We start from the raw sequence: 20,711 nt of genomic DNA on the forward strand, positions 1-20,711 counted from the left end.
AATTATTTTGTTAAAATATGCTAAATAATCCTGGGGTAACATAAAATATATTTCTGCACCGTCCTATCCAGGGATTCTAAGTTAGATAAATCAGATGCTTTTGCAATATCTATTATGCTATTGTTCTTTAGCAATATATTAATGTTACCGTTCCCGGCGTTGTAAGCCCTGTTGCGTATGATGTCACAAAACACAAAAAAAGAAGCTTCTTCATCCGTCAGCTTTAGCAATTCTGCAATATTCTCCCGCAGCATAATGAATCTTGCACGGTCCGGTTCATGATTGCTGATCTCCACTTTATAAAGGTCACGGTCCGTCAGCATTTTGCACAACCTGGACAATATTCTGTCCGGATGATCTCTCCAGACCTTCAATGCGGTAAAAATATCCTGATCGTCCAGCTTCACAAACTCTGCCAAATGGGCCTTTCCTGAAAAAAAATCCTCTTCAGTAACCTCCCTTTTAAGGAAATGATCAAGCGCAGGCGCGGCAAAAAGAGCCTCTCCCGCAGCCGAAAGGGCTTTTGCCCTTTTTAAGATATTTACCAGGACCTGTTCCCCGGCGATTACGGTTTTGTGCAGGTATACCTGCCAGTACATCAGCCTTCTTGCGATTAAAAACTTCTCAATAGAATAAATGCCTTTTTCTTCAATCACCAGATCATTATTAAGGACATTAAACATTTTGATGATCCTGTCAAAACTAATTACCCCCTCACTAACCCCTGTAAAAAAGCTGTCACGATTAAGATAATCCATCCGGTCCAGATCCATCTGGCCTGAAATCAGCTGTGTCAGGAAACGTTTATGGTAATTGCCTTTAAAGATCTCTATCGCAAAAGTAAGTTTCCCTCCAAATTCTGTATTCAATTGCTCCATGATAAACATCGAAATGTCTTCATGTTTTATCCCGTTCACCAGGGAATGCTCCAGAGCGTGGGAAAAAGGCCCGTGCCCGATGTCATGGAGCAAAATAGCTATCGTAGCCGCTTCTTCTTCCGCGGCAGTAATTTCATGCCCTTTTCCCCTCAGCACCTCGACAGCCAGCTTCATCAGGTGCATCGCGCCCAATGCGTGGTGAAACCGGGTATGCAAAGCTCCCGGATAGACCAGATGTGTCATGCCCAACTGCTTGATATACCGGAGGCGCTGAAAATACGGATGGGAGATCAGATCAAATGTAATGGCAGAAGGAATACTGATAAAGCCATATACAGGATCATTTATTATTTTCTTTTTGTTCAATACTGAAAAATAAATTATACGGTACAAAAATTGCTATTTTTATCCATAGTAAGAAAAGAGAAGCCTCTTTTTACAAATAAATTCACATTATACAATCACAGTGATGCAGGAAACCAAAATACTATGGGCCGACGACGAGATCAACTTACTAAAACCTCATATATTATTACTTAATGAAAAAGGTTACCAGGTAACCACCTTTACCAACGGCAATGACGCTTTGGAAGCCTTTGACAAAGAACATTTTGACCTGGTTTTTTTAGATGAGAACATGCCCGGAATGAGCGGGCTCGAAACCCTTACTGCAATCAAAAATATACGAAGTGACGTTCCGGTCGTTCTGATCACCAAAAGTGAAGAGGAAAATTTAATGGAAGATGCCATTGGCTCCAAGATAGACGATTATCTCATTAAGCCGGTTAATCCCAAACAGGTATTGCTCACGATCAAAAAAATAATTGACAACAAGCGCCTGGTCAGTGAAAGGACATCTATGGCTTATCAGCAGGATTTCAGGCGCCTGGGGATGACATTAAACGATAAACTAAGCTACGAGGAATGGGTAGAAGTCTACAAAAAACTCGTGTTCTGGGAACTTGAGCTTGAAAAACTTGACGACCCGCAGATGCATGAAATTCTGACCATGCAGAAATCTGAAGCCAATATGCAGTTCTCCAAATTCATTGAGGACCATTACCTTGGTTGGGTAAACGGCAAGGGAAAGGCACCCCTGCTCTCCAATGAACTGCTCAAAAAGAAGGTTTTCCCGCTCATCAACAACAACACCCCTGTTTTCTTTATCCTGATAGACAACCTTCGCTATGATCAGTGGAGGATCATCAACCCGCTGATTACCGAGCACTTCAGACTGGAAGAAGAAGACACTTATTCCAGCATTCTCCCTACCGCTACACAATACGCGCGAAACACCATTTTTTCCGGCCTAATGCCACTTGAAATGGAAAAAAGATTTCCGGGCATGTGGCAAAACGACGATGATGAGGGCGGTAAGAATATGCATGAAGGAGCTTTTCTATCCGACCAGATCAAAAGAAGCCTGCGAAAAGACTGTAAATTCAGCTACAACAAGATCCTGACCTATGACGACGGAAAAGCGCTCAACGAACAGGTCAACAACCTTCTGCAAAATGAGTTCAATGCGATCGTATACAACTTTGTGGACATGTTGTCCCATGCAAGAACAGACATGCAAATGATCCGGGAACTTGCCAATGACGATGCGGCCTATCGTTCGCTGACATTATCCTGGTTTGAACATTCCCCATTAATGGAACTCCTGAAAAAAATCTCTCAAAAGAACGTTAAAGTCGTCATTACTACCGATCACGGAACCATACGGGTTAAACATCCCAGCAAAGTCATCGGCGACAGAAATACCAATACCAACCTGCGCTATAAGCAGGGAAGAAACCTGAATTACAATGCCAAAGAAGTTTTTCTGATCAAAAACCCGCATGAGGCCCAATTGCCGAAAATAAATATCAGTTCCAATTACATTTTTGCCAAGGAAGACCGTTATTTTGTATACCAGAACAATTACAATCAGTTTGTGAACTATTACAATGAGACTTTTCAGCACGGGGGAATCTCCCTGGAAGAAATGATCATACCTATAGCCACATACAGCTCAAGATAACCATGAAGATTAAAATAACCAGTCTGGACGACCTGGATGAGGCGGCCGAAAATTTGCTGAGTTTTGCAGCAGGGGAAAAAATATTTGTATTCGAAGGGGACATGGGCGCCGGGAAAACTACCTTTATCAAATCGGTAGCCAAAGCCCTTGACGTAAAAGACCTGGTATCCAGTCCGACTTTTTCAATTGTCAATGAATATGACGCTGTGGGCCAGCCCGTTTATCATTTTGACTTTTACCGCATAAAGAACCTGCAGGAAGTCTATGACATCGGCTATGAAGAGTATTTCTATTCCGGGAACATCTGTTTAATTGAGTGGCCGCAGAATGTCGGGGAGCTTTTGCCCGACAATTATGTCAAAACGGAGATCAGCGTTGTCAGCGAAAGCGAAAGGGAGCTCCTGATCACAAAAATATAAGTCCTGATTCGTAGCGCTTTAGGTTATTTTTTATTAATTTCAATCAAAATATCACAGCATCAAAATGGCGACAGGATTACGCGAAGGAATGGCCGCAATTGCTCAAAAAGGGTTGCTTCAACCTAAAGAGACATTGTCTGAGACCAAGCAGAAGAACAATAGTTTATACATTGGTATTCCAAAAGAGATCTCATTTCAGGAAAATAGAATTGCCCTAACGCCCCTGTCGGTTGCACTGCTTGTAAACAATGGCCATAAAGTCATTATAGAGTCTGGTGCCGGGGTCGGCGCGAACTTCTCCGATAAAGATTACAGCGACCAGGGAGCAAAGATCTCCTTTAACAAAAAAGATGTTTTCAGCGCAGATGTCCTCGTAAAGATTGCCCCGCCAACATTGGAAGAAGTTGAACTCATGCACAAAGGGCAAACACTGATTTCTGCAATGCAGATGGGTGGCCTTAAAGAAAATTACCTGAAGGCACTATTGGCAAAAAAGATCAATGCCCTGTGTTTTGAACACCTGCGGGATGAAGGAAATATCCTTAGCGTGGTACGCGCGATGAGCGAGATCGTTGGTGCTACCTCCATCTTTATCGCCGCAGAATACCTCAGCAACGTTACCGGAGGAAAAGGACTGATGCTCGGCGGTTTTACCGGCGTTCCCCCAACCGAGATCGTCATCCTCGGTGCCGGAACCGTCGGAGAATATGCCGCCAGAACCGCACTTTCCCTGGGCGCAGAAGTGAAAGTATTTGACAGTTCGATTTATCGGCTGAGGCGTTTACAAAATAATTTAGGCAGCAGGGTGTTCACTTCTGTCATGCAGCCCATTGTACTCGAAAAAGCAATCATTACCTGCGACGTAGTTATCGGAGCCATAAGGGCTACTCACGGGCGGAGCCCCTGTATCATCATGGAAGAAACGGTGAGCAGAATGAAACCCAACTCAGTAATCATTGATGTTAGTATTGACCAGGGTGGCTGTTTTGAGACCTCTGAAGTCACCAATCATAAAGATCCGGTATTCAGAAAACATGATGTCATTCATTACTGCGTACCAAACATTGCTTCGAGGGTACCCAGAACAGCATCTTACGCGCTAACAAACATTTTTAGCCCGATACTGGTAGATATCGGAGATATGGGCGGACTGATGAGCGTTGTGTGGAACAAGCCGGGCATAAGGGAAGCACTGTATATTTATCAGGGTCACCTCACCAACAAGGACCTGGCCACCTTATTCAATATTCCTTACAAGGACATCGAATTGCTGGTTGTATCCAATCAATGATCACTATGGCCCTCAGATTTTTGCTTGCTGTACTGTTGTTCCCGTTTATAGCCTTCACACAGGCAAAAAAAGACACCACAACACTTAAGGTCGTCGGCTCCTACACGGCCTATTTATCGTCCTGTGCCGCCAATCCAAACAACAAACTGGTCGAGATCAAAAAAGCCATTCCCGGCATTGTCCTCGATATCCGTTATGCCACGAAGAACAATTTCATGAAGCAGGTCATGTATAAACAGGCCCGGGCCTTTGCCAGAAAACCAGTTGTAGAACAGCTAAAAAAAATACAGTCCGAACTCAACCGCAAAGGATATGGGTTAAAGATATTTGATGCCTACCGCCCCTACGCCGTTACCGTAGCCTTCTACAAAAAAGCCAGCGATAAAGCCTTTGTAGCCAACCCAAAAAAAGGCTCCAAACATAATCGGGGCTGCGCTGTTGACCTCACGCTTGTCGATCTTAAAACAGGAAAAGACCTGGCAATGCCTACACCTTATGACAGCTTCGCGCCTGAGGCTTCCCCTACCTACAAAAGCCTTCCACAAGCCGTTATAAAAAACAGGGACTACCTGATCTCCGTAATGCACCGCCATGGCTTTCGCGTCATTGACAATGAATGGTGGCACTATGACTTTATTGGCTGGAAAAATTATGCCCTTATGGACATCCCCTTTGAAAGGCTGTAAATATTAATATTTTTCATGAATATAAGTGATGATCTCTGCCATGGCCTTTCTGACATCAGCCGTAGCGTCAACAAAATTATTGTTCATGAATGAAAAGATATATTTCCGTCCTTTTTTGGTCAGGATATAACCGCTTTGGTTATAAATATTAGACAAACTCCCCGTTTTACCAAATACAAATGGCCGGTCCGTCTTCGGATACGCATTTTTTAATGTGCCGGTTTTTCCACCTGCAGGCAACAGCGAAAACAAGCGCTGCTGATCATGAACTTCGATATAGATCAGCTCCAGCAGTTTAATGATATCCCTGGGCGTAAAAAGATTATAGCGGGAAAGTCCTGATCCGTCTGCCCACATGGGTTTATCAGGCAAAGCGGAAAGGTAATTTTTTTTAATGTGGCCAATTGCCTTAACAGCATTCAATTCCTGGCCCAGGCGGTCCGAATACACCAAAAGGAGCTGTTCGGCAATAAAGTTGTCACTAGGCAGCATCATTTCTTTTAGTACCGAATCCGTTTTTAAACCATATACCGTTTTTGCTTCCGCAGGCATTGCCATAGTGATGCTGTTTACGGCTTTTTTTAACGTATCAGCCAGCAATGCAATTGTTGTAGCCGTGCTTACCTTGTAAGGCACCTGCTCATTATATCCCGGGGGGATGGCAAGTGGAGGATGACGGAACACATTGCCGTTAAAATCCCGTCGTATCCTATATGAGGTATCCCTTTCCGATGAATCAATACGCAGGCTGTCTTTGAACAGGCTGGGAAAGACCACAGTTTCACCGTTTTTATTAGAAACATTTACCAGATTATCCATCAGCGGCAGTTCATTGATCTCCGCCTGATAATAGTCATTGTAATCATCCCATTGCCAGCCACCGCCATAGAAATTGCCGGTATATCTGCCTGCCGCAAAGAACAACTGTTTATTCGATTGCTTTAAAAAATCATACGCCGCATTTCCTTTCAGTTTGGTCTGTAGTAAGGACGGATCTCCGGTGCCCCAAAAGATCAGGGAGTCCCCTTTTTCAATATAGCGCAATGAGGGAACCCTGTCAGGAATCATCTTCAGTCCGGCATAAAATGTAAAGAGCTTGGTATTTGAAGCCGGTGTAAAATATTTGCCGGCATTATGGTCCAGCACCAGCTTTTTGTTCTCTATACTGTACAATGCAACCCCCACATAGTGCCGGCTCAGTATTTTTGACCGCCCGATCTTTTTTTCGACTGCCCGGGAAACTCTTCTGTCGACCGAGCATCCAGAAAGAAATATAGATGCAGAAAGAAAAATTAATCCCGCTAAACTCCTGTTTTTAATGATACATTTATCCATACTGTTTTACTAATTTATTAAATTAGTTTAATGAAACCGCCATGCGAGCCGCCAAATTCTTCTTTCTAAAAATAATTCTGTTGTCAGCGGTTTTCCAGATCTGTTCCGCTGTAAAGATATTGGGACAGGAATTCCATTTCAGCGGAAACAGAAAAAAAGGCGCGGTATCCTTTGCGCTCATTAAAAACCTCGTTGTTATTCCTGTTTACATCAATGGTAAGGGGCCATATAATTTTATCCTGGACACCGGAGTCGGCCCAATGATCATCACAGATACTTCGATCGTTAAAGGCCTCGATCAAACAAAACTAAGACCTATAAAAATTACAGGGCTTGGCAAGGGCGCAGAGATCGACGCATTGCTTTCAAATGAGATCAATGCTTCCGTGGGCCGGGCCGGCATCAGCTACATTCCGGCGGCCATTCTGAAGGAAGACGTTCTCGGGCTATCCAATTATGTCGGCACCAGGATCTCCGGACTGCTTGGATATTATTTTTTTAGAAGCTTTATTGTGAAAATAAACTATTCCGGCAGAAGAGTCGTTTTCTTTTTGCGCGGTGACAAACGAAAGATAAAAGGGGAAATCATCCCCATACAGATCATCAACAACAAACCCTACGTTAACGTTGATCTTGATATTCCGGGGCTTGGCAACCTCAGCGCAAAGATGGTGATCGACAATGGGGCCAGCCATGCCCTTTCCCTGGAAACATTAAATGAAAAGCCCTTCCCTGTCCCGGCCGATGCGATCAGCGCAAACCTTGGGATAGGCCTAAACGGGCCCATTAGCGGGAATCTTAGCCGGGTAACATCAGTGAGACTGGGGAATTTTAAGTTTAAAAATGTCATCGCTTCCTATCCCATATACGATGATGTCACGCTCAAAACCTATTTACTGAACCGGAACGGAAACCTCGGCGCAGAAATATTAAGTCGATTTAACATCACCTTCGACTACGAAAGCGGGTTTATGTACCTGAAACCAAACATCACCTTCAAACGTCCCTTCGATCACGACATGGCCGGCATTGAAATCTATTCCGAAGAAACCAAACCCCGGAGATTTTATGTGAGCCGAATAGAATCGGGCTCTCCTGCCGATCTCGCCGGAATCCGGGAAGGTGATGAAATCCTGACAGTGAATTTTACAAAGACCAGTTCCATGGATCTGGACGACCTTAGTAAGCTTCTAAGGTCCGGTGACGGAAAGATTGTGTTTTTTTCCCTGAACAGATCCGGCGAACTGCTTATAAAAATGATAAAGTTGAAGAAACGGATATAAATATTTAATTTTAGCATTTCAATATGCACAAGAAATTACTTCTCCTTTTATTGCTTTCCTTTTACTTCATTTCAGCGTTCCCGCAAGACGCAGACTCCATTGTTTTTGTTCGCAGCAATTGGTCGAAAAAAAGAATTGCATCCAAAACGACCCTGGTGAAGCATCATTTTGACGCTAAAAATTTATTCGCTTCCAATCAGAACATCAGCTACCTGGAGGTAAAAAACAAAGGCAATGCCCCTGTTTTTGAAATTGGGAGCGAGGCTTCGGCTTTAAAACCCACCAGCGCATTTGGAATAGCTTCCGGTGCCAAAGCAGCCATCAACGGAACCTTTTTTGATGTTAAGAACGGTGGCTCCGTCGACTTTATAAAAGTCAAAGGAAAGGTCATCAATGAAACCAGGCTTGAAAAGAACCACAGCCGGGCAAAACACCAGGAAGCCGCTGTTGTTATACAAGATGGCAAACTGAGCCTGAAGAAATGGAACGGAAGCCCGGATTGGGAGCGCACACTAACAGATGAAAACATCATGGTGACCGGCCCATTGTTAAGAATAGACAATACAGACGAAGCCCTGGACAGCGGAACATTTAGTACCGCCCGGCACCCCAGAACCGCCATTGGCCTCAAGCCCAATGGCCGGGTCATTCTGCTTACAGTAGATGGCAGAAATGCAAATTCTGCCGGCATGAGCCTTTTTGAACTCCGTAAGGTCATGAGATGGCTCGGCTGTACCAGCGCGATAAACCTCGACGGTGGCGGGTCTACTACCCTGTGGATACAGGGTTTCCCAGATAATGGCGTGATTAATTATCCAACGGACAATAAACTTTGGGACCATGCCGGCGAAAGAAAAGTTGCCAATGTTATCCTTTTAAAAAAGAAACCATAAACAGTCAGCCGCAGCAAAAAATGACTAAGATCTCCTTTATAAATATTCTATTAAGTTCCGTTTTACTTTTCACCAGTTGCAGCGACACCCAAAAACAAGGTAAAGGAAAAGAAGATAAAGAATTACCTCCCGGACGACTGGATTTCAACACCATCAAAGACATCACTTTTTATGAAGGAAAACGCCGGTTTAGTTCCGGACTTTCATTCAATGAGCTGGGATTTCAACAGGAACCGTCGTGGGTGGTAAAATTCAAGTCTAATGACACCGTTGAAGTCTATAGCCCGGAAGAAAAGAAAATGTTTCCTTTTTTTATTACCTATGATCACGGAGACGTTTACAACTTTGCCAAAAACTATTTCCGGATAAAGAAGGTAAGTAAAGACAGCCTGGTTTTTCAGCGCCTGCACCTGCAAAGAAAAGTGATCTCTAAGGATATTCAGTCTGATGTACACATGACGCTCTACACCAAAGAGGTCATTGAAAAGAAACTAAAGACCACACTTGAGGAACTCCAGCGCCCGACAGCCAAAGACACAGCCTACATTAAGCGACTGACAGACAAGGCCAACAGAAATCCAGGCAATGCAGATAGTGCTTTCGCCGCACGGATCCCGGTACGCCTCACCCCCCTAAGCAATATTATCAAAGTTCAGAAAAAGGATGACACTGATCCGGTTACGGGCATTACTAGCTATGATTATATGTTTCCCCGGTACAAAATCGAAATCGCACGGGCATATAAGGATTTTGGCTATGAGTTTTCAGCAGTAGTTGATGCAAATGGCAAAATTCACCTGGGAAATTTTGGCAACGTAATCCCTGAACACAGAGCCGCCAGGAAGAAAACATTGCAGGCCATTATTGACGTTTATCTGCACAACTTGCTAAGGATTAGCCCCGGAACGACCCTCGGAATTCCGCACCCAAGTGAAATAACATTGATTGTAGTAGGCAAAACAGGCAACAATTAGCGCTGGTATTTTATATTTATCAAAAAATGAAGCATTTGCATTTTATAAAAAAATAATATGTACATTGCACACTTAATTTTTTAATAAATAATACAATGCAAGAAGGAACAGTAAAATTTTTTAATGTAACTAAAGGTTTCGGATTCATCATCCCTGCAAACGGAGATAGCGAAATCTTTGTACATTCAACAGGCCTTATCGACGAAATTCGTGAAAACGACAAAGTTGAATATGACGTAGAAAGCGGCAAAAAAGGGTTGAATGCGATTAATGTTAAAGTAATCTAGATTATTAAAAACATAAATTGTACTAAGGGTGTCTCAAAAGGACACCCTTTTTTAATGCAATGAACTTTTTAATGCAATGAACCCTGATTAACCATGTTAGACAACCAGACACGGCAGGCAAGTGTAAGACGAGGTTAAGGTAAAATGAGGTACGGTTGCACAATAGCCCACCTATAGTCCACGTATAGTCCACCTATAGTCCACGTTTTCATGAAAAAACATGGACTATAGGTAAAGTTTGTATCTATTTAATGTGGGTTATTATGCCGTCGTTACAGGATCGTCCCCAAGGCTGGATAGAATGACTGGATAACTATTTTTTTCTTGACTTGATGACTTCAAACAACAACTCAGGTTCATTTGTCGTAATGAAATCTACCTTATTGTCTAAAAACCAGTTCATATCATCAGCAGTATTTACCGTCCATACATTAAGGGTCAGCCCGAGTTCCCTGGCTTTCTGAAACCACTCTCCTTTTTTGTACACCGCCAGATGGTAATCTGCTCCATAAAACCCATCGGCTTTTAGTTTTTCAAGAGAAGCGTCTCCGTTTAAATAGGCGACGTTGGCTTTTGGCTGAAGCACTTTTACGTGCTTAAGGATCTCATAGCTGAAGCTGATGTAATCAACCCATGTTTCGGCCTTCAGGTTTTTCACCATAGCGACTGCCTTTGTGGTCATTTGCAGGTCTCTTTCCTGGCTGATCTTCGATGGCTTCAGTTCCAGTATCAGCCTGGTGCGTTTCTGCTTCATTCCTTCTTTCAGGTAAGCTTCCAGGGTTGGGATGCTCTCCCCGTTTGAATGCTTTTTGGCCAGCAGTTCCTGGTAAGAAAGCTTTGCGATGGGCAATCCTAAAAATTCTGCATCGTGATTGACGACCAGTATGCTATCGGCCGTCATGTGTACGTCAAACTCAGAACCGAAACACCCTAACCTGACGGCTTCCTTTAAAGATGCGATGGAGTTTTCTGGTAAATTGTTCTTTTTCCATGCACCGCGGTGCGCGATGACCGGGTTCTTGTTCCAGGGTCCTTTTACTGCCATTTCCTTCGTTCTTGGTTCCGGGCCTTTTGATAATAATGCCATCAATGTAATGGCTAAAATTGACACTTTCATAAAATACTTTTTTACTAAAATACCTGTTTAAGAATATATAAATATTTTCTTGAAGTTATTTTTTAACTTTATTTCCATTTCAGCGGCCTGATGAAGAGTAATTACGACCTTTTAATTTCCAAGATTAATGAGTTCATTCAAAAGTTTTATCTCAATAAACTTTTAAGGGGAAGTATATACACTGCCGCCCTGCTTCTGGCGGTCTATCTTGTTTTGTTCCTGGTCACGTATTACTTAAATCCGGGGGTGCCTGTCAAAACGGTATTGTTTTTCTCCTACATCGCTGTTGCGGTGCTCAGTATTTCTGTCTGGATGATCAGGCCGGCGCTTTTGTATTTCAAACTGAGTAAAAATCTGAGCCTGGAACAGGCCGCCGGACTTATTGGCGAACATTTTTTTAATGTCAGGGACAAATTACTGAACACGATACAGCTTAGGGCTCTGGCAGATGAAAGCCCGGGAAATAACCAGCTGATCCTGGCCGGGATCGATCAGAAAATTACGGAATTAAAGCCAGTTCCGTTTACAAACGCCATTCGCCTGGATGACAATAGAAAATATGTCAAGTATTTCCTGATCCCCTTGTCTGTGATCATCCTCATTTCTGTGATCGCCCCCACAATTTTACGCGAAGGAACTGCTGGCTTTGTAAGGTATGATCAGCGGATTTTGCCAAAGGCCCCTTTCAGCTTCCATCTTCTAAACAACAAACTTCTTTTTTCGCAGGGAGATGATCTTACGCTGCGCATTCAGATGAAGGGCAATGACATTCCTCAGGACATCTATGTGGTCGATGGAGCAAATACCTACAAGCTCGAAAAAGAGAACAACACCCGCTTTAATTTTACTTTTAAAAATCTTCAGAAGAGTAAGAAGATATACTTTTCGGCGGCTGGATTTACTTCCGGCACCCACCTTATTGAGGTTCTGCCCAGGCCTTCTGTATTAAATATCAGTGCAAGGATCTATTATCCGGCGTATCTTCAGAAAAAAGATGAGCTGGTACATAACGCAGGAGACCTTGTGTTGCCGGAAGGGACAAGGGTAAACTGGCAGCTCAATACGGAAAACAGCAGCGCCATAAACTTTATCCTGGATGGAAAACCTCACCGGCTTCTTGCTAAAAGCAATGTGTTTAGCTTCAGTTCAACATTGAGGCAGAGTGCAGCTTACCTGATTGTCCCTCAAAATGATTTTATAAAGGGCAAAGATTCCCTCCTTCATCAGATCAGCATTGTTAAAGATGAATTTCCAGCGATATCTTTCACAGAGAGTCCGGACTCCCTGAGCAGTAAGGCGCTCTATTTTTCAGGCAGGATATCAGATGATCACGGGTTCAGCGCACTCCGGTTTCGCTACGAGGTCAGGGACGCAGGTGTTTTAAAAAGCACGGTTTCCAAAACCCTTTCTATAAAGAAAGGGCAGCTCGAAGATGCTTTTTTCTTTCTCTGGGACATCAAAACGGCTGGCTTAAGGCCTGGACAATCTGTCGCGTATTATTTTGAAGTCTCTGATAATGATGGGGTCAATGGCCCGAAAACAACAAAGTCTGACATAAAGGTCCTGGAAAGCCCAACTCCGCAACAAATCTCGGAAAAAATCAACCAGGGCAGCACCACATTAAAACAGCATATGGAAAAGGCCATTAGACTTGCTGCTGCTGTAGAAAAAGACAGTAAGAAGCTCGGGGAAACTTTTCTGGATAAAAAACAATTGTCATTTGATGACAAAAAGCAATTGGAACAGCTGTTAAATAAGCAAAAACAACTGGAAGAAGCGGTCACGGAGATCAAAAAACTTAACGAGAAGAATACCATTGAAAAAGAGGACAACAATGCGTTGAAGGAAGAAATGATCGAAAAACAAAAGCAGATTGATGATTTGTTTAACAATGTGCTGGATCAGAAAACAAAGGACCTCCTGGAAAAGCTGCAGAAACTAATGGATCAGAACAACAAGGACCAGACTCAAAATGAGCTTTCCAAAATGCAAATGGACAATAAATCCTTAAAAAATGAGCTGGACCGAATACTTGAGCTCTACAAGCAGCTGGAATTCGAACAAAACCTGAAGAATAATATAGCACACCTGAAGGAACTGGCTAAGGAACAAAATGAACTCGCCAAAAAAAGTACTCAAAATGAAACCGAAGCGGCTTCGTTAGAGAATCAGCAAAAGAAACAGTCTGCTGAATTTGATAATTTTAAAAAGGAAATGGAGAAACTGGAGGATAAGAACCAGCAGCTTGAGCGGCCAAATCCCTTCTCAAATCCGAAAAAAGATATTCAGCGCATACAACAGCAGCAAAAAGAAAGTGAAAATAAACTCGGGGAGGGTAAGAAAAAAGATGCTGCGGAAGATCAGCGAAAAGCCGGGGAGCAGATGGAACAGATGGCAAAAGACCTGGAGGAAATGCAGCAGGCTTCCGAGGAAATGGAAACCAATGTCAATACACGTGACCTTCGGCAATTGCTGGAAAATCTCCTGAATACTTCTTTCGAACAGGAAAAAATAATGTTGAACCTTAAGATGATGAGCAGCAGTGACCCGCAGTTTACCGTAAATGTACAGAAACAACGCAGCATTAAAGACAACATGAAAACCATTGCCGACAGCCTGTTTTCACTAAGTAAAAGAGTCCCTCAGATCGAGACCGCTGTTAATGAAGAAATGCAAAAGATCAATTTTAACATCGATAAAAGTCTGGAGAGCCTTGGCGAGCGGAATACAGCAAGCGCAAACAGGAACCAGCAATATACCATGACATCGGTTAACAATTTGTCTCTTATGCTCAATGAGGCCCTGGAACAGCTGCAAAACAGCAAAAAGAACGGGAAAGGAAAGAGCGGGGCGAAAGGAAGTATGCAGCAACTTCAGCAAATGCAGGAGCAATTGAATAATAACATGCAAAAGGCGCGGGAACAAATGCAAAAGTCAGGAAATAAAGGGACTGTCCCTAAAGGCCAGATGAGTTCAGAATTTGCAAAAATGGCCCAGCAGCAGCAAATGATCAGAGAGGCTCTGCAAAAGATCAACCGGGAGGAAAATAAGGATGGCAAAGGAGGCTTGGGCAACCTCAATCAACTGATCCAGGATATGAAGGCTACGGAAAATGATCTGGTGAATAAAAAGCTGGAGCAGGAAACCATGAACCGGCAAAAAAACCTGCTCATAAAACTTTTGGATTCAGAAAATGCCCAGCGGGAACAAGACCAGGATTCAAAAAGAGAAAGTAAGGCAGCAAAGGATTTTCCTCCATCTTATAAGCAGATGCTTGAAAAGTTTCAAAAAGCACAACAAAGCGAAACCGAATGGTTTCAAAAATTACCGCCCAGTCTCAATTATTACTATAAAAATAAGATTTCGGAATATTTTAAATTGCTAAATTCGACCCCTTAATACAAAATACCCATGTCCAAGCCTGCGATAAACTTTTTTAATGAGGATGTTACTTATGCCCTGAAAAACAAGACGGCTATACGGACCTGGATCAATTCAGCAATCACCGCAGAGGGTTATCTTCTGGAAGAGCTGAATTTCATTTTTTGTTCAGACGAATATTTGTGGCGTATGAACCAACAATTTCTTGATCATGACACTTATACCGACGTGATCACTTTTGACAACTCTGAGCGCCTTAAAACGATTAATGGGGACATTTTTATCAGTATTGACCGTGTCAGGGAAAACGCCGCGGAAATTAAGGTGCCTGCGGTGACTGAATTGTGCCGTGTAATGGTCCATGGAACATTACACCTGCTCGGTTATAAAGACAAGACTAAATCAGCCAAAACCCAAATGACGGCAAAGGAAGACCACTACCTTTCGCTGCGCTGACATCGCTAAACTCTTGCAGCTCATAATTATTGCTTACTTTTGCAGTAATTTCTTATCTATAATATCGTTAAACACAGACTTTGAGCACATTAATTGCAGCCGAAAACTTAGGCCATGCTTATCATGATGAATGGCTATTTAAAAATCTTACCCTGGGCATCCAGACTGGTCAGCGCGTTGCGCTGGTTGGAATCAATGGCGCGGGGAAAAGCACTTTGTTAAAATTATTGGCCGAGCGGTTCTCTCCTCTTGAAGGAAAGATCGTAAAAAATAAAGCAGTAAAGATTGGTTTCCTGGATCAGGACCCTACCTTCCCGGAAGGATATTCCATTAGTGACTTTATCTTTTCCCTGGAAAACAAACAACAGCAGCTGATCAAAGAATATGAAGAGCTGATCGAAGATCCCAATCCTGATGAAAAAACTCTAAACAGGCTATACGAGGAACTTAGTGAGCACAATGCCTGGGAGTATGAACATGAGATCAAAACGATCCTGAGCAGAATGGGTATTAACCATTTGCAGCAGCAGATCTCTACGTTATCGGGCGGACAGAAAAAAAGACTCGCGCTGGCCAAGCTCCTTATTGAAGACCCGGAAATCTATGTGCTCGATGAGCCAACCAACCACCTGGACATTGACACCATTGAGTGGCTGGAAAAACTGCTCACTTCAGGAAATAAAACCATTCTGCTGGTTACCCACGACAGGTACTTTCTGGACAATGTTTGCAATACGATAGTCGAGCTTGACCGGGGAAAGATTTATACTTACAATGGCACTTATGCCTATTTCCTCGAAAAAAAATCTGAAAGAGAAGCCTCTGATGAGAGCAGTTTCCAGAAGAACAAGAATCTTCTGAAGAAGGAGCTGGAGTGGATGAGAAGAATGCCTCAGGCAAGGGCAACCAAATCTCAGGCAAGGATAGATGCTTTCTATGATCTGGAGAGCAAAACCAAGCAACGTTCTGACAATCAAACAATTACTTTAAATGTTAAGATGTCAAGACAGGGAAATAAGATCCTTGAGCTGCACAACATCGGACAAAGCTTTGACGAAAAGAAGATCATTAACGATTTTAGCTACACATTTAAAAAAGCGGATAGAATTGGGCTGGCAGGAAAAAACGGCACAGGAAAATCCACCTTATTAAATATCATTACCGGCGCACTTCATCCTGATAAGGGAACAGTAAGCACCGGGGAAACTACAGTGTATGGTTATTATAAACAAGGTGGCCTTGCTTTCAATGAAAAAGAACGGGTCATCGATATCGTAAAATCAGATGCTGAATATATAAAAATGGCAGACGGCTCAACCATTTCTGCTTCTCAGTTGTTGACATTGTTTTTGTTTCCTCCAAAGAAACAACACGGTATGGTCGAAAAATTGAGCGGAGGAGAAAAGAAGCGGCTACATCTGATGAAGGTATTGATGCAAAATCCAAACTTCCTGATTTTAGACGAGCCAACCAATGACCTGGATATTGATACCCTAAATGTGCTTGAAGAATTCCTGGAAAATTTTCCGGGAGTACTGATACTCGTCTCGCACGACCGGTACCTGCTGGACAAGATGAGTGAACAATTGTTTATCATGGAAGGCACTGGTGAGGTTACTATTTACAATGGAAATTACTCTGAATACCGGATTAGTCTTGACGCCGCAAAAGAAAAACCTGACACAAGAAAAAAGGAATCTCTGGTTCAGCCCGAAGTAATCCAAAAAAAAATAACCTATAAAGAGCAAAAGGAATTGGAAGAACTGGAAGTGCTAATCCCTGAGACGGAGGAAAAGATAAAGATCCTTACATTATCACTATTAGACATCGACAGTTCAAACTATCTTGAGATTCAAAATGTAACTAAAGAAATTGAGGCATTAAAAGAAGGGCTGGATCAGGCAACCGGCAGGTGGCTGGAGCTCTCTGAAAAATAATCGGGAAAAACAGAATGAGTATTCCCATAGTAAATATTAATTTTAACCCGATGTTCCACGTGAAACAAATCCCTGAATATTTGTGTTCCACGTGAAACATCTGAAACTTATCATACAATGTTTAAAGAATATGATGTTATTGTAGTTGGTGCGGGACATGCCGGATGTGAAGCAGCAGCAGCCGCTGCTAATCTTGGCTCTTCTGTATTACTCATAACCATGAATATGGAAACCATTGCCCAAATGAGCTGCAACCCTGCAATGGGCGGCGTCGCCAAAGGGCAGATCGTCCGTGAGATAGACGCAATGGGCGGATATTCCGGCATAATAAGTGACAAAACAACGTTGCAGTTCCGCATGCTAAATCTATCGAAAGGCCCTGCAATGTGGAGTCCAAGAAGCCAAAATGATAGAAAAAGATTTGCGGAAGAATGGAGGCTTGCCCTTGAGAGAACTCCAAATGTTGATTTCTGGCAGGAAATGGTGGGCAGTCTGCTCATCAAAAACAACACGGTCGTAGGTGTCAAAACTGCTTTGGGTGTTGAAATTAAAGCCAAATCTGTTGTGCTGACCAATGGAACATTTCTAAACGGCATTATCCATGTTGGGGAGAAAAAATTTGGAGGAGGCAGAACCGGAGAAAAAGCAGCGACAGGAATTACGGAACAACTTACTGAGATCGGTTTCGAAGCAGGCAGAATGAAAACGGGAACTCCCCCGAGGGTAGATGGGCGCTCGTTAAATTACAGCTTAATGGAGGAACAATGGGGAGACGAAAACCCAGGCAGATTTTCATATACACAAGTCGAGCGTCCAAAAGAGCAGCGCTGTTGCTGGATCACATATACCAATCTAAATGTTCACGAAACATTAAAAGAGGGCTTTGAAAAATCTCCTATGTTTACAGGCAGAATTAAAGGCCTTGGGCCCCGGTACTGTCCTTCCATTGAAGATAAGATCAATAGATTTGCAGAGCGCGAAAGACACCAGATTTTTGTAGAGCCGGAAGGTTGGAATACTTGTGAAATATACGTCAATGGTTTTTCCACCTCTCTTCCTGAAGATGTACAATTTAAGGCGCTGACTCAAATCCCTGGATTTGAAAATGCCAGGATGTTCAGACCGGGTTATGCGATAGAGTATGATTATTTTCCGCCTACACAACTTTCGCTGACATTAGAAACCAAATTAATTGATAATCTGTTCTTTGCGGGACAAATAAATGGAACAACTGGCTATGAAGAGGCTGCTAGTCAGGGCTTTATAGCCGGAATTAACGCACACCAGAAGGTCTCCGGCAAACATGAACTAATTATGAAACGGGCGGAGTCTTATATAGGTGTTTTAATAGACGACTTGGTTACCAAAGGGACTGAAGAGCCTTATCGCATGTTTACCTCCAGGGCTGAACACCGGCTTTTATTGAGGCAGGATAATGCTGACATCAGACTCTCCCCCATTGGACATTCATTGGGTCTGATCAATGACGAACGCTTAGCTATCGTAAATAAAAAAATAGAAAACTCTGATCTGATTGTAGCCTTTTCAAAGAAACAAGGAATTGAAATGGGCAACGCAAATGCCATGCTGGAAGAATTGGGAACGAGTGCATTAAATCAGAATGTCAAATTAGTCAGCTTACTGAGCCGGCCTCAAGTTGGTATAAATGATGTAAGAAATGTGAGTCCTGCTTTTAATGACCTGTTAAATCAATTTGATAAGGAAACGATTGAACAGGCAGAAATTAAGATTAAATATGAAAGCTACTTTGAGAAGGAACAGGAAATTGTAAATAAAATGCAAAAGATGGAAGATAAAGATATCAATCCGAATTTTGATTATTCTCAGCTTGTATCTTTATCCAAAGAAGCCCGTGAGAAATTGTTAAAGATAAAACCACGGACTTTGGGTCAGGCGTCAAGAATTTCAGGTGTTTCTCCTTCAGATATTTCCGTTCTTATGGTTCATATCAGCAAATAATGTTAAGTTGTTGATTTAAAGTGTGTTAAACATTAAATTATCAAAAACAAGCCGGCTTTATTAAATGCGATATAAAGAGGCTTTGAAAAATTTTAATATAATTCGTTAAAAGACGTTATAAATTAAATACAACGCATATAAATGGCTAAAAACAAGACCTCCTTAATTTTTAAAGATTTTGCAGCTGTTATTTACCTGGTGACGGTCCTTTATGGCTGTGCGAGTATTCAGCAACCAGAAGGTGGACCGAGAGATACAACTCCGCCAAAAATCCTTAAATTATTTCCGGCTGACAAAACTGTAAATTTTAAGGCCGAGAAAGTAACCTTTGAATTTGATGAGTATTTTAAGATAGAAAATGAATTTAAGGAATTTTCGGTTTCGCCCGAAATGAAAAAGCCTCCGGTATTGAAAAAGAAAGGAAAAAAACTTGAAATTACTTTTCCGGATTCCTTAGAAACAAATACAACTTACACTTTAAATTTCGGCAAAGCAATTGTTGATGTAAATGAGGGAAACATTGTAAAAAATCTTACGTATGTTTTTGCCACCGGACCCCAACTGGATTCGTTAAGTATCAAAGGCCGTGTGACAAATGCTCTGACAGGGCAACCAGAACTGGATGCTGTAGCCTTCATTCTCCCCATTAACAAAGACACCCTCCTGGGAAAAGGCAGGCCTTCTATTTACACCACAACAGACAGCAGCGGCAACTATAGTTTGAACAATCTCCGAAAAGATACTTATAGAATTTACGCCATCAAAGAGAAAAATGGTGATAAAATTTATCAGCAGAGTACGGATGAAATAGGTTTTATAAAAGATTCTGTGCTGCTAACCGGAAACCTGGACAGCATGAATATGAAGGTGTTTAAGGAACGTGCAGCTCAGTTTAGAATTATGGATAAAAAATTAGGTGCTGATGGGGTGATTTCATTTGTATTTAATCAAAAACTAAAGAGTCCTGAAGTCATAGTTTTGGAACCCAGCGCCCTTGATGCTTCAAAAAAATTCCGGTTTAGCCCAACTAATGACTCTCTTAAAGTCTGGCTTACAGATCTTAGTTTTGATTCGACAAAAATAAGTATCAGGGATGAAGGGAAGTTGCTTCAGACAACTACGCTTACCCGCGGGAAAAAAGAAACCTATCTGAGAAGTCTCATTGTAAATACAAATCTGGAAGGAAATACCTTAAACCCAAATAAACCATTAAAATATACTTTCAATTTGCCTATAGAAAGTGCCGATCCCGGAAAGATTACGCTTTTGGAGGACTCGGTAGAAATGGAAAATTTTACCCTGGTAAAAGATAGTCTGGACTTTCTTTCCTATACCTTAAGATATCCCTGGAAACCTAAGAAAAGCTATGATCTTAAATTAGGTCCAGGTGCATTTACAGCTATTTTCAATACTAAAAATAAAGAGTATCCAAGTACCTTTACAGTAGCCGGAAAAGACAATTACGGAACTTTGAAAGTAAAGGTCGTTACCCCGGAAAAAGACAAAAGTTATATCCTTCAGGTAGTGAATGAAAACAAAAACGTAATCAATACCCTACTAATCAAACAGGATACAGCGGTAAATTTTAGCAATTACAAAGCCGGGAAGTATTTTATCAGGATTACTTATGACACCAATAAAAATGGTGTTTGGGATACCGGGAATGTTTCTCAAAAATTGCAGCCGGAAAAAATATGGGATGAGCCCAAAGAGCTTTCCATCCGCCCTCTGTGGGAACGAAATGAAACGATAACCATTCCTAAAGAATAAC

General features: G+C 42.2%; 16 protein-coding genes. 13 read left to right on the top strand and 3 right to left on the bottom strand.

Annotation, left to right across the window (positions count from 1 at the left end):
• Nucleotides 1–20: 20 nt before the first annotated feature.
• Entirely contained in the window at nt 21–1,244 is a 1,224-nt protein-coding gene (locus tag QEP08_RS20635) for an HD domain-containing protein (protein ID WP_285060658.1), read from the bottom strand.
• Between the two features lie 103 nt (nt 1,245–1,347).
• Between QEP08_RS20635 and porX the strand changes: the two genes are divergently transcribed.
• The 4 genes from porX (at nt 1,348) to QEP08_RS20655 (ending at nt 5,297) form a co-directional block, all read left to right on the top strand.
• A complete protein-coding gene (porX, locus tag QEP08_RS20640; protein WP_285060659.1) occupies nt 1,348–2,901 on the top strand; it encodes a T9SS response regulator signal transducer PorX in 1,554 nt (517 codons plus the stop codon).
• Nucleotides 2,902–2,903: 2 nt separating this feature from the next.
• Nucleotides 2,904–3,320: a tRNA (adenosine(37)-N6)-threonylcarbamoyltransferase complex ATPase subunit type 1 TsaE gene (gene tsaE, locus QEP08_RS20645; protein ID WP_285060660.1), complete on the top strand. Its 417-nt coding sequence runs from the start codon at nt 2,904–2,906 to the stop codon at nt 3,318–3,320.
• Between the two features lie 64 nt (nt 3,321–3,384).
• Entirely contained in the window at nt 3,385–4,611 is a 1,227-nt protein-coding gene (locus tag QEP08_RS20650; RefSeq protein ID WP_285060662.1) for an alanine dehydrogenase, read from the top strand.
• Nucleotides 4,612–4,616: 5 nt separating this feature from the next.
• Nucleotides 4,617–5,297, top strand: a complete 681-nt coding sequence (locus QEP08_RS20655) for a M15 family metallopeptidase (protein WP_285060664.1) — start codon at nt 4,617–4,619, stop codon at nt 5,295–5,297.
• A 3-nt stretch (nt 5,298–5,300) separates the two neighbouring features.
• Here the strand turns inward: QEP08_RS20655 and QEP08_RS20660 are convergent, their stop codons facing one another.
• Complete coding sequence (locus QEP08_RS20660) at nt 5,301–6,632, bottom strand: D-alanyl-D-alanine carboxypeptidase/D-alanyl-D-alanine-endopeptidase (protein ID WP_285060665.1); 1,332 nt, start codon at nt 6,630–6,632, stop codon at nt 5,301–5,303.
• 41 nt (nt 6,633–6,673) lie between these two features.
• Here QEP08_RS20660 and QEP08_RS20665 point away from each other — a divergent pair, with 41 nt between their 5' ends.
• The 4 genes from QEP08_RS20665 to QEP08_RS20680 all read left to right on the top strand — a co-directional run bounded on the left by QEP08_RS20665 (nt 6,674) and on the right by QEP08_RS20680 (nt 10,069).
• A complete protein-coding gene (locus tag QEP08_RS20665) occupies nt 6,674–7,915 on the top strand; it encodes an aspartyl protease family protein (protein WP_285060666.1) in 1,242 nt (413 codons plus the stop codon).
• 23 nt (nt 7,916–7,938) lie between these two features.
• Nucleotides 7,939–8,808 (top strand): phosphodiester glycosidase family protein, encoded by an 870-nt coding sequence (locus tag QEP08_RS20670; RefSeq protein WP_285060667.1) that lies wholly within the window; start codon nt 7,939–7,941, stop codon nt 8,806–8,808.
• A gap of 20 nt (nt 8,809–8,828) precedes the next feature.
• The gene (locus tag QEP08_RS20675; protein ID WP_285060668.1) at nt 8,829–9,782 is read left to right on the top strand and encodes a hypothetical protein; all 954 of its coding nucleotides are present in this window, start codon (nt 8,829–8,831) and stop codon (nt 9,780–9,782) included.
• Between the two features lie 95 nt (nt 9,783–9,877).
• Nucleotides 9,878–10,069, top strand: a complete 192-nt coding sequence (locus tag QEP08_RS20680; protein ID WP_008241764.1) for a cold-shock protein — start codon at nt 9,878–9,880, stop codon at nt 10,067–10,069.
• A 313-nt stretch (nt 10,070–10,382) separates the two neighbouring features.
• Here QEP08_RS20680 and QEP08_RS20685 read toward each other — a convergent pair whose 3' ends face one another.
• Nucleotides 10,383–11,186 carry a glycerophosphodiester phosphodiesterase gene (locus QEP08_RS20685; RefSeq protein ID WP_285060675.1) on the bottom strand — a complete coding sequence of 268 codons (804 nt, stop codon included), beginning with the start codon at nt 11,184–11,186 and terminating at the stop codon, nt 10,383–10,385.
• A gap of 90 nt (nt 11,187–11,276) precedes the next feature.
• Here QEP08_RS20685 and QEP08_RS20690 point away from each other — a divergent pair, with 90 nt between their 5' ends.
• The 5 genes from QEP08_RS20690 to QEP08_RS20710 all read left to right on the top strand — a co-directional run bounded on the left by QEP08_RS20690 (nt 11,277) and on the right by QEP08_RS20710 (nt 20,710).
• Nucleotides 11,277–14,585: a hypothetical protein gene (locus tag QEP08_RS20690; RefSeq protein WP_285060677.1), complete on the top strand. Its 3,309-nt coding sequence runs from the start codon at nt 11,277–11,279 to the stop codon at nt 14,583–14,585.
• Between the two features lie 12 nt (nt 14,586–14,597).
• A complete protein-coding gene (gene ybeY, locus QEP08_RS20695; RefSeq protein ID WP_285060679.1) occupies nt 14,598–15,023 on the top strand; it encodes an rRNA maturation RNase YbeY in 426 nt (141 codons plus the stop codon).
• An 80-nt stretch (nt 15,024–15,103) separates the two neighbouring features.
• Nucleotides 15,104–16,960, top strand: a complete 1,857-nt coding sequence (locus QEP08_RS20700) for an ABC-F family ATP-binding cassette domain-containing protein (RefSeq protein WP_285060680.1) — start codon at nt 15,104–15,106, stop codon at nt 16,958–16,960.
• Nucleotides 16,961–17,077: 117 nt separating this feature from the next.
• Nucleotides 17,078–18,940, top strand: a complete 1,863-nt coding sequence (gene mnmG / locus QEP08_RS20705; RefSeq protein WP_285060682.1) for a tRNA uridine-5-carboxymethylaminomethyl(34) synthesis enzyme MnmG — start codon at nt 17,078–17,080, stop codon at nt 18,938–18,940.
• Between the two features lie 141 nt (nt 18,941–19,081).
• Nucleotides 19,082–20,710 (top strand): Ig-like domain-containing protein, encoded by a 1,629-nt coding sequence (locus QEP08_RS20710; RefSeq protein WP_285060683.1) that lies wholly within the window; start codon nt 19,082–19,084, stop codon nt 20,708–20,710.
• Nucleotide 20,711 lies beyond the last annotated feature (1 nt).

Source organism: Pedobacter ginsengisoli (genome assembly GCF_030244015.1).
Taxonomy (GTDB): Bacteria; Bacteroidota; Bacteroidia; order Sphingobacteriales; family Sphingobacteriaceae; genus Pedobacter; species Pedobacter ginsengisoli.

Bases quoted from the DNA above. Each gene is read 5' to 3' on its own strand.
- QEP08_RS20660 (WP_285060665.1), bottom strand. From the start codon at position 6,632: ATGGATAAATGTATCATTAAAAACAGGAGTTTAGCGGGATTAATTTTT.
- QEP08_RS20680 (WP_008241764.1), top strand. From the start codon at position 9,878: ATGCAAGAAGGAACAGTAAAATTTTTTAATGTAACTAAAGGTTTCGGA.
- ybeY (WP_285060679.1), top strand. From the start codon at position 14,598: ATGTCCAAGCCTGCGATAAACTTTTTTAATGAGGATGTTACTTATGCC.
- QEP08_RS20675 (WP_285060668.1), top strand. From the start codon at position 8,829: ATGACTAAGATCTCCTTTATAAATATTCTATTAAGTTCCGTTTTACTT.
- QEP08_RS20685 (WP_285060675.1), bottom strand. From the start codon at position 11,186: ATGAAAGTGTCAATTTTAGCCATTACATTGATGGCATTATTATCAAAA.
- QEP08_RS20690 (WP_285060677.1), top strand. From the start codon at position 11,277: ATGAAGAGTAATTACGACCTTTTAATTTCCAAGATTAATGAGTTCATT.
- QEP08_RS20710 (WP_285060683.1), top strand. From the start codon at position 19,082: ATGGCTAAAAACAAGACCTCCTTAATTTTTAAAGATTTTGCAGCTGTT.
- tsaE (WP_285060660.1), top strand. From the start codon at position 2,904: ATGAAGATTAAAATAACCAGTCTGGACGACCTGGATGAGGCGGCCGAA.
- porX (WP_285060659.1), top strand. From the start codon at position 1,348: ATGCAGGAAACCAAAATACTATGGGCCGACGACGAGATCAACTTACTA.
- QEP08_RS20670 (WP_285060667.1), top strand. From the start codon at position 7,939: ATGCACAAGAAATTACTTCTCCTTTTATTGCTTTCCTTTTACTTCATT.
- QEP08_RS20665 (WP_285060666.1), top strand. From the start codon at position 6,674: ATGCGAGCCGCCAAATTCTTCTTTCTAAAAATAATTCTGTTGTCAGCG.
- mnmG (WP_285060682.1), top strand. From the start codon at position 17,078: ATGTTTAAAGAATATGATGTTATTGTAGTTGGTGCGGGACATGCCGGA.
- QEP08_RS20650 (WP_285060662.1), top strand. From the start codon at position 3,385: ATGGCGACAGGATTACGCGAAGGAATGGCCGCAATTGCTCAAAAAGGG.
- QEP08_RS20655 (WP_285060664.1), top strand. From the start codon at position 4,617: ATGGCCCTCAGATTTTTGCTTGCTGTACTGTTGTTCCCGTTTATAGCC.